This is a genomic window from Brevundimonas sp. BAL450 (assembly GCF_015767455.1).
Taxonomy (GTDB): Bacteria; Pseudomonadota; Alphaproteobacteria; order Caulobacterales; family Caulobacteraceae; genus Brevundimonas; species Brevundimonas abyssalis.
In genome coordinates, this window is record NZ_JADWOW010000055.1 from 23,475 (window position 1) to 36,083 (window position 12,609).

The 12,609-nt window shown below is 67.5% G+C and carries 12 protein-coding genes; 7 read left to right on the top strand and 5 right to left on the bottom strand.

All coding sequences use genetic code 11. From position 1 onward, the window contains the following. Positions 1–12: 12 nt before the first annotated feature. Positions 13–570, top strand: a complete 558-nt coding sequence (locus IWC96_RS10460) for a hypothetical protein (protein WP_021698664.1) — start codon at positions 13–15, stop codon at positions 568–570. 18 nt (positions 571–588) lie between these two features. Here IWC96_RS10460 and IWC96_RS10465 read toward each other — a convergent pair whose 3' ends face one another. From IWC96_RS10465 to rnr, 3 genes are all read right to left on the bottom strand, one after another. Further along, positions 589–1,494 carry an MBL fold metallo-hydrolase gene (locus tag IWC96_RS10465; RefSeq protein WP_231379021.1) on the bottom strand — a complete coding sequence of 302 codons (906 nt, stop codon included), beginning with the start codon at positions 1,492–1,494 and terminating at the stop codon, positions 589–591. A 101-nt stretch (positions 1,495–1,595) separates the two neighbouring features. Further along, positions 1,596–2,246 (bottom strand): NUDIX hydrolase, encoded by a 651-nt coding sequence (locus IWC96_RS10470; protein ID WP_231379022.1) that lies wholly within the window; start codon positions 2,244–2,246, stop codon positions 1,596–1,598. Positions 2,247–2,460: 214 nt separating this feature from the next. Continuing rightward, positions 2,461–4,776: a ribonuclease R gene (rnr, locus tag IWC96_RS10475; protein WP_196838875.1), complete on the bottom strand. Its 2,316-nt coding sequence runs from the start codon at positions 4,774–4,776 to the stop codon at positions 2,461–2,463. A gap of 118 nt (positions 4,777–4,894) precedes the next feature. Between rnr and IWC96_RS10480 the strand changes: the two genes are divergently transcribed. Genes IWC96_RS10480 through IWC96_RS10490 form a run of 3 tightly spaced genes read left to right on the top strand, consistent with a single transcriptional unit; the run spans position 4,895 to position 8,196 of the window. Further along, the gene (locus IWC96_RS10480) at positions 4,895–6,298 is read left to right on the top strand and encodes a cystathionine beta-synthase (RefSeq protein ID WP_196838876.1); all 1,404 of its coding nucleotides are present in this window, start codon (positions 4,895–4,897) and stop codon (positions 6,296–6,298) included. Between the two features lies 1 nt (position 6,299). After that, the gene (locus tag IWC96_RS10485; RefSeq protein ID WP_196838877.1) at positions 6,300–7,022 is read left to right on the top strand and encodes a dienelactone hydrolase family protein; all 723 of its coding nucleotides are present in this window, start codon (positions 6,300–6,302) and stop codon (positions 7,020–7,022) included. Between the two features lie 10 nt (positions 7,023–7,032). After that, complete coding sequence (locus IWC96_RS10490) at positions 7,033–8,196, top strand: cystathionine gamma-synthase (protein WP_196838878.1); 1,164 nt, start codon at positions 7,033–7,035, stop codon at positions 8,194–8,196. Between the two features lie 72 nt (positions 8,197–8,268). Here the strand turns inward: IWC96_RS10490 and IWC96_RS10495 are convergent, their stop codons facing one another. Further along, a complete protein-coding gene (locus IWC96_RS10495) occupies positions 8,269–8,670 on the bottom strand; it encodes a DoxX family protein (RefSeq protein ID WP_196838879.1) in 402 nt (133 codons plus the stop codon). A gap of 23 nt (positions 8,671–8,693) precedes the next feature. Further along, on the bottom strand, positions 8,694–10,211 hold the full coding sequence (locus IWC96_RS10500; protein WP_196838975.1) for an AMP-binding protein: 1,518 nt from the start codon (positions 10,209–10,211) through the stop codon (positions 8,694–8,696). Positions 10,212–10,438: 227 nt separating this feature from the next. On the opposite strand from IWC96_RS10500, the gene lipA reads away from it, so the two are divergent. The 3 genes from lipA (at position 10,439) to IWC96_RS10515 (ending at position 12,609) form a co-directional block, all read left to right on the top strand. Next, a complete protein-coding gene (gene lipA / locus IWC96_RS10505) occupies positions 10,439–11,401 on the top strand; it encodes a lipoyl synthase (protein WP_196838880.1) in 963 nt (320 codons plus the stop codon). Between the two features lie 13 nt (positions 11,402–11,414). After that, the gene (locus tag IWC96_RS10510; protein WP_196838881.1) at positions 11,415–11,864 is read left to right on the top strand and encodes a type II toxin-antitoxin system RatA family toxin; all 450 of its coding nucleotides are present in this window, start codon (positions 11,415–11,417) and stop codon (positions 11,862–11,864) included. A gap of 73 nt (positions 11,865–11,937) precedes the next feature. Then, positions 11,938–12,609 carry a glutathione peroxidase gene (locus IWC96_RS10515; RefSeq protein ID WP_196838882.1) on the top strand — a complete coding sequence of 224 codons (672 nt, stop codon included), beginning with the start codon at positions 11,938–11,940 and terminating at the stop codon, positions 12,607–12,609.

Here is a 12,609-nt window from a genome sequence, read left to right on the forward strand (position 1 = left end):
AGGATGAGGCGCATGACCAAGGAAGTCGGAATCCGCGAGGCCGTCGGCGTGCTCCGGACGGAAGCGGACCTTCAGGGCGCCATCGATGAATTGTTGAGCTCCGGCTTCGACCGCGCGGAGCTCAGCCTGCTGGCCAGCGAACATGTCATCGAGGACAAGCTCGGCCACCGGTACAGCAAGGTCACGGAGACAGAGGACGATCCCGAAATCCCTCGCACCTGTTATGTGTCGCCCGAATCCGTCAGCGCCGCCGAAGGCAGTCTGGTCGGCGGCCTGATGTATGTCGGCGCCATTGCGGCGGCCGGGGCCGTTCTGGTCAGCGGCGGGGCGTTGGCGACGGCCCTGGCGGGGATGGCCTTGGCCGGCGGCGGCGGCGCGCTGATCGGCGGCCTGCTGGCGAAGCTGGTGGGCGATCGCCACGCCGAGTATCTGCAGGAACAGCTTGAACGGGGCGGCTTGCTCCTTTGGGTGAGGACCTGGAATCAGGAAGACGAGCACCGCGCCGTGGAAATACTGAACCGGCACTCGGGCGCGGATGTTCACGTCCACGGTGCGACGACGTCCTCCTGACAGTCCGACTAGTCCACCTTAATTCCGGGGCGGTTCGAAACGGTTGGCCGGAATGCGGAAGAACACACGCCCATCGGCCTCGGGTTCGGGCAGCCTGCCGCCGCGGATGTTCACCTGCAGCGCGTAGAGCATCAGCCTGGGCAGCGGCAGCGTGGCGTCGCGTTTGTCGCGAAGGGCTACGAAGGCCGCCTCCGACTGGCCGCCGCCCACATGGATGTTCTCAGCCTTCTGCCGCGCCACCGTGCTGAAGCACTCCGGATCGCGCCCGTCGGGACCATAGTCGTGCCCGACGAACACGCCGGTGTCGTCGGGCAAGGCCAGGATCTCCTGAATGCTGCCGTAAAGCGCATGGGAATCGCCGCCCGGGAAGTCGGCCCGTGAGGTGCCCGCGTCCGGCATCATCAGGGTGTCATGCACGAAGGCGTTGCCGCCGATGACATAGGTGATCGACGCCAGCGTGTGGCCCGGCGAGAACAGGACTCGTCCCTCCAGCCCGCCGACCCTGAAGGTGTCTCCAGCCATGAACAGGCGGTCCCATTGCCGCCCGTCGGTGGGAAAGTCGGCGTCCAGACCGTAAAGATCCTTCCACAGCGCCTGAACCCCCGTGACCTTGTCGCCGATGGCGGTGGGAGCGCCCAGACGCGCCTTCAGCCAGGGCGCCGCCGAGAAGTGATCGGCGTGCGGATGGGTGTCCAGTATCCACTCCACCTGCAGGCCTTCATCCCGCACATGGGCCAGGAGGACCTCGGCATTACGGGTCGATGTGGCGGCGGCCTTCTCGTCGAAATCCCACACGGGATCGATGATGGCGCAGGCCTTGGTCGCCGGATCGGAGACCACATACTGCCAGCTGCCGGTCTTCCCGTCGTGCAGGGCCGCGATGTGGGCTCCGCCATGCTCAAAGTGCTGCATAGGATGGTTCATCAAGGTCTGAGCTCCATGCGATCGCGATTGCGGCATCTAATGCCACCTTGTCGGCGCCGGTTCCCGCCACCTTTGGTCGCGGCGCCGCGCCCGGACTGCGCCTACCCGTCCAGATACTCCACCCGGTGCCGCCCATGCAGCTGACGCACATAGGGCAGGGGGCGATCCGGCGCGGTCAGGCGCTCGGCGGCTTCGGTCAGGACGAAGCGGGTGATGGCGGGCAGGTCCAGGGTCCGGGCCTCGTCCATGGGGATCCAGGCCACCGTGTCCAGCTCCTCGGTCGGGCGCGCGGCGGGCACGTCCAGCAGGGCCTCGGCTGACGCCATGAAAAACCGGGCGTCGAAACGGCGGGTGCGGCCCGGCGGGGTGATGGCGCGGGCGATGTAGGTGAGGGCCGACAGGTCGGGCAGGGCGCCGACGGCGCGAAAGCCGCGCCACGGTCCCGCGATCGATGCGGGCGGCGCGGCCCGGGCCAGCCGCAGGCCGGTCTCCTCGAAGGTCTCGCGGATGGCGGTCAGGGCCAGGGCGCGGGCCCGGCGCGCGGGCAGCTCCCGGGCCAGCAGGGCCTGTGACGGTTTCGGCAGATCGCCCGCCGCCTCGATGCGGAAATCGGACGGATCGATCCGCCCGCCGGGAAACACCCATTTCGACGCCATGAACACGTGCCCCGCCGCCCGGCGGCCCATCAGCACCTCGGTGCGTCCGCCCGTCGTCCGCGTCACGATCAGGGTCGCCGCATCCTTTGGCTTCATGCGCACGCCGGTGTTCGGCGCATCCTTCAGATCCTGCGCGGCGTCGAAAGGGTGGTTCACTTTTCCATTCCGCTGATCCCCGCGAACGCGGGGATCCAGTTCTGTGCAGCTTGGCGCTCGTGTTTCAGGACGATCGAGCTAGGGATTCCCTGATCCGCTGCAACACCCAAAGCACTGGGTCCCCGCGTTCGCGGGGATGAGCGGAACACAGGAATCACCGCCGCTTGCCTTTCCTGACGCCCTTCAGCCCGCCGGACGGCGGCTTGGGACCGCCCGGGCGTTTGGAGCCCCGCTTCGGCCGGTCGTCGCCGCCGCCGCCTCGCCCGCGCACGCCCAGACGCGGGGCCGGCGCGTTGGGATCGCGGGGCTCGGGCTCGCTGACCATCTCGAACACCAGACCGCCGGTGATGGGGGTGGCCTCCACCAGCTTGACCTCCACCTCACGGCCCAGACGCCAGCGCTTGCCCGAGCGGTCGCCCACCAGGGCGTGGGCGCGGTCGTCGTGGACGAAATATTCGTCGCCCAGCTGCGAGATGGGCACGATGCCGTCGGCGCCGGTTTCCTGCAGCCGCACGAACAGGCCGAACCGGGTGACGCCGCTGATGCGCCCGGCGAAAGTCGCGCCCACGTGCTCCTCGAGGAAGGCGGCCACATAACGGTCGGTCGCCTCGCGCTCGGCGGCCATGGAGCGGCGCTCGGTGGCGGTGATGTGCTCGGCGATGGCCTGCAGCTCGGTGGCTTCGGAATCCGTCAGCCCGTCGTCGCCCAGCTTCAGGGCCCGGATCAGGGCCCGGTGCACGATCAGGTCCGCATAGCGCCGGATCGGCGAGGTGAAGTGGGCGTAGCGGTCCAGATTCAGCCCGAAGTGGCCGATGTTCTCCGGCGAATAGATGGCCTGCATCTGGCTGCGCAGGACCACCTCATTGACGATCTCGGCGTGACCGCTGTCGCGGGTCTCGTCCAGCAGGCGGTTGAACCGCTTGGTGGTGGGCGCCTCGCCCTTGGTCCAGGGCTTGCCGATGGTCTGGAGGAAGTCGGCAAGGTTGAAGATCTTCTCCTGACTGGGCGTGTCATGGACCCGGTAGATCAGAGGCGTCTTCTTCTGTTCCAGCGTCTCGGCGGCGCAGACATTGGCCTGCACCATCATCTCCTCGATCAGCCGGTGCGCCGGGATCGAGACGCGGGCCTGAATGCCCGACACCTCGCCGTCCTTGTCGAACAGGATCCGGCGCTCGCTGCTTTCGATGGCCAGCGGGCTGCGGCGCTCGCGGCCCTTCAGCATGGCGGCGTAGGCGTTCCAGAGGGGATAGAGGATCGGCTCCATCAGCGGGCCGGTCAGGTCGGCGGTCTCGCCCTCGGCCTTGCCGTCGATGGCGTCCTGGGCCTGCTCATAGGCCAGCTTGGCGTGGGACCGCATCAGCCCGCGCACGAAGCGGTGCGACAGCTTCCGCCCGTCCTTGGAGAACACCATGCGAACGGCCAGGCAGGCGCGGTTCTCGCCTTGCTTCAGGCTGCACAGCCCCGCCGACAGGTGCTCGGGCAGCATGGGCTCGACCCGGTCGGGGAAATAGGTGGAGTTGCCCTTGTCCCGCGCGGTTCGGTCCAGGGCCGAGCCGGGGCGCACATAGGCCGCCACGTCGGCGATGGCGACCCAGACGATCCAGCCGCCTTCGTTCTTCGGGTCATCGTCCTTCTCGGCGAACACCGCGTCGTCGTGGTCGCGGGCGTCCATGGGGTCGATGGTGATGAAGGGGATGGCGCGCAGGTCTTCGCGGCCTCTCAGGGTCGGCGCCTCGGCGGCCTGGGCCTCGTCGTCCACGGCGTCGGGGAAGCCGGTCGGCACCCCGTGGGCGTGGATGGCCAGCAGGGAGGCGGCGCGGGGGTCGTCCTCGCGGCCCACGATCTCCAGCACCTTGCCCTGTTTGGGGCCGTGGCGGCGTTCCGACTTCTCCAGCGCCGCCAGCACCAGATCGCCGTCGCGCAGGGGCTCGGCCTCCAGCTTCGACAGCACGAGAAAGTCCTTCACCTTGCGGTCCACCGGCTCGATGCGGGTCTCGCGGCCGCCCTTTCGCACCACGCCCAGAAGCCGGTGGGCGCTCTGGCCCAGCTTCTTGATCATGCGGGCGGTCCACTGGTCGCCCTCCTTCTCGAACTTCGCCAGCAGCCGGTCGCCCAGCCCCGGCGCGGCGCCGCGCTCGTTCTCGCCCGGCAGCAGCAGGGCCAGGGGCGCGTCCTCGCCGCCCTTGGTCAGGCGCACGAAGAGATCGCCGTCGGCGTCCCGCTCCACCACGTCGGCCACCCCTACCGGGGGCATGGCCCCGGCCTCAGCGAAGCCCTTGCGCCCGCGCTTGCCCAGTTGCCCTTCGGCCTCGAGCTCCTTCAGCATCTCGCGCAGGGCCCGGCGCTCCACGCCTTTCAGCCCGAAGGCGCGGGCGATGTCGGCCTTTTCGGCCTCGCCCGCCTCACGCAGGAATTGCAGCAGGGTGTTTTTGTCGGGAAGGCCGGCGGGCCGGCGAGGGGATTTGGCCATGGTCCCTCCTTAACGCGGGAATCGCGTTTAGGCACACGCATTGACCCGCCGCGCTTGACGCGGCGGCGCCGCCCGATCAGCTTCCGGGCCAAAATCCCGTTCAGGAGTTCATCAGCGCATGTCGCTACCGGAAACGCCCGTCCTCACCCGCCCCGCCGGGTCGCTGCTCGATCTCATCGGCAAGACCCCGATGATGGAAGTCACCCGCATCGACACCGGCAAGTGCCGGCTGTTCCTCAAGATGGAGAGCCAGAACCCCGGCGGCTCCATCAAGGACCGCATCGCCCTGGCCATGATCGAGGCGGCCGAGAAGGAGGGCTTCCTCAAGCCCGGCGGCACCATTGTCGAGGCCACGGCGGGCAATACGGGCCTGGCCCTGACCCTGGTCGGGACCCAGAAGGGCTACAAGGTCCTGCTGGTCATTCCCGACAAGATGTCGCGCGAAAAGATCCAGCATCTCAGGGCCATGGGCGCGGATGTTCGCCTGACCCGTTCGGATGTGCCCCACGGCCATCCTGAATATTACACCGATATGGCCGAGCGTCTGGCCCAGCAACTGCCCGGCGGCTTCTACGTCAACCAGTTCGCCAACAAGGCCAATTCCGAGGCGCACCGCCTCAGCACCGGCCCGGAGATCTGGGAGCAGATGGGCCACGACGTTGACGCGGTCGTCACAGGGATCGGCTCGGGCGGCACCATCACCGGGGTGGGGCAGTTCCTGCATTCGGTGTCGCCGAAAACCGAAATGATTCTGGCCGACCCGGTGGGCTCCGTGCTGGCCGGGCTGGTCAATGACGGCGTGCCGAGCCCCGAGGGCAGCTTCGCGGTCGAGGGCATCGGCCAGAATTTCGTGCCCGACACCACCGACATGACCGAGATCGCCAAGGCCTATTCGATCCCCGACACCGAGGCCATCGCGGCGGCGCGCGAACTGCTGCTCAAGGAAGGCGTGCTGGCGGGGTCGTCCTCCGGCACGCTGCTGGCCGCGGCCCTGCGTTATTGCCGCGAGCAGACCGAGCCCAAGCGGGTGGTCAGCTTCGTGTGCGACACCGGCGCCAAATACCTGTCCAAGGTCTACAACGACGCCTGGCTGGCCGATCAGGGCCTGACCGAGCGCGAAATGCACGGCGACCTGTCCGACGTCATCACCCGCAAGTACGAAGAGGGCGCGGTGGTGGCCATCGGCGCCGACGACACCCTGGATACCGCCTTCAAGCGCATGCGCGGCGCCGACGTGTCCCAGCTGCCCGTGATCGTGGACGGCCGTCTGGTGGGCATCCTGGACGAGAGCGATATCGTCCATGTGCTGAACACCGACGAGATCACCCGCGAAGCCCGGTTCAAGAAGACCGTCGGGGAGGTGATGATCCGCGATCTGGACACGCTTCAGGTCAGCGAACCGCTGGACGCCCTGATCCCCATCTTCGACCGGGACAGGGTGGCCATCGTGCTGGACGGCGAGAAATTCGTCGGACTGATCACCCGCACCGACCTGATCAATCACCTGAGCCTGAATCGTTGACATGCTCACGCGTCGCGCACTGGCGGGCGGGACTGCGGCGAGCCTTCTGGCCGCCCCGGTCCTTGCTCGTCAGGAGGCGGTCGGAGAGCCGGTCACCTATGAAAGCGGCGGGACCACGATCCGGGCGGCGGTCTACCGTCCTGCGGGAGCCGGGCGCGGCGCGGGAATCGCCTTCATGCATGGGTCGGGGGGCGTCGGACCGGCCTATCTGCGCCTGGCCCGGCAGTTCGCTGCTGACGGCTATGTGGTCATCGTGCCTGTCTATTATGACGCCGCGCCCGACGACGGCGTCAGGCCGGAGTCCGTCATGAACGCCTGGCGTCAGGCCGCATCTGACGCCGTGGAGTGGCTGATCGCGGATGGCCTTCCGGCTGAGCGTGTCGGGCTGATGGGCTATTCGCTCGGCTCCTATGTGGCGGTCGACAGCGCCCTGGGCCGCAGCCGCGCTGCGGCGGCGATCGGCGTCGCGGGCGGGTGGAGCGTGTACGTGCCGCGCCCGCCCCGACGGCGCATTCCGGTCATGATCCTTCAGGCGGAGCGAGACGACCATATCCCGTCAGCCGGCACCCGCCGCTGGGTCGACCATCTGCGCAACGCCGACGTCCCCGTGCGTCTGGAAGTCATTCGCGGCGCACGCCACATCATGAACTCAGATCAGTGGGACGACGTGTTCACGCGATCATCCCAATTTTTCGCTCGAAACATCGGCCGCCCCCCAGGGTAGGGATCACACAATGACATCTCGGAAGAACAGCCAGGGCTTCTCCACCCGCGCCATCCATGCGGGGCAGCGGCCGGACCCGACCACGGGCGCGGTGATGACGCCCATCTACGCCACCTCCACCTACGCCCAGGAAAGCCCGGGGGTGAACAAGGGCTATGAGTACGCCCGGGGCAAGAACCCGACGCGCGAGGCCTTTGAGGCCTGCATCGCCGATCTGGAGGGCGGGACCCACGGCTTCGCCTTCGCCAGCGGCATGGCGGCCACGTCGACGGCGCTGGAGCTGCTGGACGCGGGCGCGCACATCGTCACGGGCGACGACCTGTATGGCGGCTCGTGGCGGCTGTTCGAGCGGGTGCGGCGCCGGTCCATGGGGCTGGACTTCGCCTATGTGGACCTGTCGGACCTGAGCGCGGTCGAGGCGGCGATCACTGACAAGACCAAGATGCTGTGGGTCGAGACGCCCACCAATCCCCTGATGAAGCTGGCCGACATCGCCGCCCTGTCGAAGGTGGCCAAGGCGCACGGCCTGCTGCTGGTGGTGGACAACACCTTCGCCACGCCGTGGAGCCAGCAGCCGCTGAGTCACGGCGCCGACATCGTCATGCACTCGGCCACCAAATATCTGAATGGCCACTCCGACATCATCGGCGGGGTCCTGGTGACGAAGAACCCGGAGCTCGCGACGCAGATCAAGTTCCTGCAGAACTCGGTCGGCGGGGTGATGGGGCCGTTTGACGCCTTCCTCGCCAACCGGGGGCTGAAGACCCTGGGTCTGCGCATGAAAGCGCACAACGAGAACGCCCTGGCTGTGGCGCGCTGGCTCGAGAGCCATGCAGGCGTGCAGCGGGTGATCTATCCGGGGCTGGACAGCCATCCTCAGCACGACCTGGCCAGGCGTCAGATGAACGGCGCGTTCGGCGGCATGGTGACCGTCCTGATCGACGGCGATCTGGCGCGCACGAAGCGAGTGCTGGAACGGGTGGAGGTCTTCACCCTGGCGGAATCGCTGGGCGGCGTCGAAAGCCTCGTGAACCACCCCGCCATCATGACTCACGCCAGCGTGCCGAAAGAGGTGCGTGAGGCCGGCGGGGTGACTGACAACCTGATCCGTCTGTCCGTCGGGGTCGAGGATGTCGCCGACCTCATCGCCGACCTGGACCAGGCGCTGCGCTAGAGCCCGATCGGCATCGGTGAAGTCATTTCAGGATTTCACCGATGCCGTGAAGACCGCGAGGCCGGGTCCGTCTCAGGCGCGTTTGCGCAGGAGGGCGTCCAGGCTCCACGGACCCGGTCCGGCGAAAATCAGGTAGAAGAAGGCGAAGCAGTACATGATCGCCAGCTCGCCGCCGTTGTTCAGCGGGTAGATGTCCTGCGGGGCGTGGAACTGCCAGTAGGCCACAGCCATCATGCCCGACAGGATGAAGGCCGTCGGGCGGGTGAACAGGCCCACGATGATCAGAGCGCCGCCGACCAGTTCGAGCACCCCGCCGATTCCCATCTGGGTCATCAGGTCGAAGGGGCCTCGGGCCTCGGCCGGAAAGCTGAAGATCTTCTGCGTGCCGTGCTGGATGAACAGCAGTCCGGTCACGATGCGGAAGATGCTGAGCACCTTGGGCGACCATGCCGCCAGAGCCGATTGATTGATCATGTGTCTTGCCCCCCAACGGGCGGTCAGGCCGCCCTGGATTGAACCTCCGCCATCTTCTGGATGGCCACATAGTCCGTCTTGCCGGTGCCCAGCACCGGAAGTTCGCCAACCTTCACGATACGCTTGGGCACCGCAAGCTCCGGCGCGCCGTTGGTCCGCGCCCATTCGGCCAGGGGCGCCACCTCGGCGTCCTCCCGGTCGGTGACCAGAACCAGACGCTCGCCCTTGCGGCTGTCGGGGATCGAGACCACCGCATGGCGCCCCTCCGGCCAGACGGCGTCGGCGATGCCCTCGACCGCGGTCAGGCTGACCATCTCGCCGCCGATCTTGGCGAAGCGCTTGGCCCGCCCGAGGATGCGCACATAGCCTTCGGCGTCCACATCCACGATATCGCCCGTGTCATGCCAGCCGTCCGGCAGCGCTTCGAGGCAGTCCGGATCGTCGGGCGACAGATAGCCGGCCATGACATTGGGTCCGCGCAGGAACAGGCGTCCACCCTTGTCGATGCCCTCGACACGCTCCAGCCGCCACTCCATGCCCGGGAGGATCCGGCCCACAGTGCCGAAATGATTGTTGCCCGGCTGGTTCACCGCCACCACGGGCGCGGCCTCGGTGGCGCCGTAGCCCTCCAGCAGCTCCAGACCGCCGAAGCGCTGGTTGAACATCTCGCGCGTCTCGTCACGCACCCGCTCTGCGCCCGCGACCACGAACTGAATGGTCGAGAAATCGTCAGGCCCCGCCACCCGCGCGTACTGGTTCAGGAAGGTGTCGGTGGTCATCAGCACCGAGGCGTTCACCTGGGGCAGCAGGTCGGTGATCTGCTTGGCGTGAAGCGGGGAGGGGTACTGGAACGCCTTCAAACCCTGCAGCATCGGCAGAATCACCCCGCCGGTCAGGCCGAAACAGTGGAACGTCGGCAGGGGATTGAAGAACACCCAGTCCGGATCCAGATCGATGTGCGAGGCGATCTGCAGGGCGTTGGCCACCAGATTGGCCTGGGTCAGCACCACGCCCTTGGGCGCGCCGAAGCTGCCCGAGGTGAACAGGATCACGCCCGCGGCGTCCGGGCTGGTCTCGGCGCGGAAGCGCTTCGGGAAGAAGCCCGCCATCAGGCCGAAAAGCTTGTCCTGAAGCCCGACGGTCTGGCGGATGTCATCCAGCCAGATGATCTCGGCGACGGGCTCCAGCGCCACCACCAGATCGTCCAGCTTGGCCTGTTCGATGAAGCGGCGGGCGGTCAGGATCTTCTTGACCCCGGCCGTGGCGCAGGCGGCCTTCAGGTTTCGCGCGCCGGAGGTGAAGTTCAGCATCACCGGCGTCCGCCCGAAGGCGTGCAGGGCGAAGAAGGTCACAACCACACCCATGCTGGACGGCAGCATGATGGCCACGCGCTCGCCCGGCTCGGTCATTGCCGCGATCTTGCGCCCCAGCACGAAGGCGGCGCGGATCAGCCCGGTGTAGGTCAGGGGCTTCCTGTCCTGATCCTCTATGATCTCCTTGTCGCCGAACCGCTCGCGCGCCCCGATCAGGGCGTCGAACATGGACTGCTGAACAGCCTTCTCATCAAACGGAACCGGCAAGCGTACGTCTCCCTGGAGGCCTGTGGCGCCCCTCTGTCTTTTCGTCGCGTAAACTAGAGGCGGGCCAGACTGTTGAAAAGGTCTGTAACATCCGGGGACGTGAAAGCCTTCGTGACCGGGGCGGGCCTTGCCTTTGCGGGCCGAAAGCCCGACATAGCGCCTTCGTTGCAAGGAGTTCCGTCACACCGATGGTGACGCTGATCGACACCCTGGCCAAGAAGCCGTCCGAGCTCCGCCACCCGGAGAAGCAGAACCGTCCGGAAAGCCCTGTCCTGCGCAAGCCCGACTGGCTGCGGGTCAAGGCGCCGGGGTCGGGCCAGTACAACGCCACCAAGGCCATCGTGAAGGACAAGGGCCTCGTCACCGTATGCGAGGAAGCGGCCTGTCCGAACATCGGCGAGTGCTGGAGCCAGAAGCACGCCACCCTGATGATCATGGGCGACACCTGCACGCGGGCCTGCGCCTTCTGTAACGTCAAGACAGGCCTGCCTCAGCCGCTGGATCCGGAAGAACCGGGCAAGGTCGGGCTGGCGGTGGCGCAACTGGGCCTGAACCATGTGGTCATCACATCGGTGGACCGGGATGACGTCGCCGACGGCGGCGCCGCCCATTTCGCCGAGGTGGTGCGCCAGATCCGCCTGCAGGCCCCCAACACCACCATCGAGATCCTGACGCCCGACTTCCTGCGCAAGGACGGGGCGGCCGAGGTGATGATCGACGCCACGCCCGACGTCTTCAACCACAACCTCGAGACCGTGCCGCGGCTGTATCTGAAGATCCGGCCCGGGGCCCGCTACTTCCACAGCCTGCGCCTGCTGCAGATGGTCAAGGAGCGCGACCCGAACCAGTTCACCAAGTCGGGCATCATGGTCGGCCTGGGCGAGACCCGCGAAGAGGTCATGCAGGTGATGGACGACATGCGCTCGGCCGGCGTGGATTTCATCACCATCGGCCAGTACCTGCAGCCGACCCGCAAGCACGCGCCCATCGACCGGTTCGTCACGCCCGAAGAGTTCAAGGCCTATGAAGCCATCGCCCGGGCCAAGGGTTTCCTGATGGTGTCGTCCTCGCCCCTGACCCGCAGTTCGCACCATGCCGGCGACGATTTCGCCCGGCTCAGGGCCGCGCGCATGGCCCAGCTGGGCCGCTGAGGCGCCGTTCCGCTTGGCCGTTCACCGCGTCACCCGCATCCTGCCCTACACGCCCGCCCAGTTGCTGGATCTGGTCGCCGACGTGCGCGCCTATCCCGACTTCGTGCCCTGGGTCACCGCCATGCGCGTGTGGAACGAGCGGGAGGAGGGGCCCGGCGTGACCCTGCTGGACGCTGAGGCGGGGGTGGGATTCACGGTGCTGAGGGAGAAGTTCTCCACCTGGGTCCGGCGCGACGCCAACCTCAATGTGGTGGAGGTGGGCCTGATCCGCGGACCGTTCAAACACCTGAAGAACCGGTGGGAGTTCCATCCTCACCCCGACGGCGCGCGGCTGGAGTTCATGATCGACTTCGCCTTCAAGTCGCGCATGCTGGACATGATGCTGAGCGCCAATTTCGACCGGGCGGTGAACGCCCTGATCCGCTGTTTCGAGGCGCGGGCGCGGACGCTTTACGGCGGATGAGCCTGTCCGGCGTCCAGCTCTGGGCGCGGCGCGTATTTGGGCCTATCGTTGTGAGGAAGACGGAGGGTTCATCATGTCGCGCATCTCCCTGACGGGCATCGCCCTGGTCGCTGTTCTGGCCGCCTGTGGCCGGGCCGAGCCGGCGCCGGAAGCTGAAACGGCCGAGGCTCAGCAGGAACTGGCCGCGGCCGAGGCGGTCAACGCCGCCGTCGCCGAGCATCAGGCCCTGTTCGCCGCCGCGCCGCCGGTGGAGCAGGCCCCCGAGGGCACCGCGTACCGGTTCGCCTTCGACGGCCTGTCCACGCCCAGCCTGCCCATGACGGCGTTCCAGGGGGATGTGGTGCTGGTGGTCAACACCGCCTCCAAATGCGGCTTCACGCCCCAGTACGAGGGGCTGCAGACCCTTTACGAGGAATATGGCGAGCAGGGCTTCGCCGTGGTCGGGGTGCCGTCGGGCGACTTCCTGAACCAGGAGCTCGAGACCGCCGAGGACATCCGTGAGTTCTGCACCCTGAACTTCGGCGTCACCTTCCCCATGGCGGGCCGCACCCGGGTCACCGGCGACGACGCCCACCCGTTCTATCAGTGGGCGCGGGCCGAGATGGGCGACGAGGCCGTGCCCGGCTGGAACTTCCACAAGCTGCTGATCGACCGTCAGGGTCGTCTGATCGCGGCCTTCCCCTCGGCGACGACGCCGACCGCCGACGAGGTCCGTCAGGCGGTGGAGCGGGCGCTGTCGGCCTGA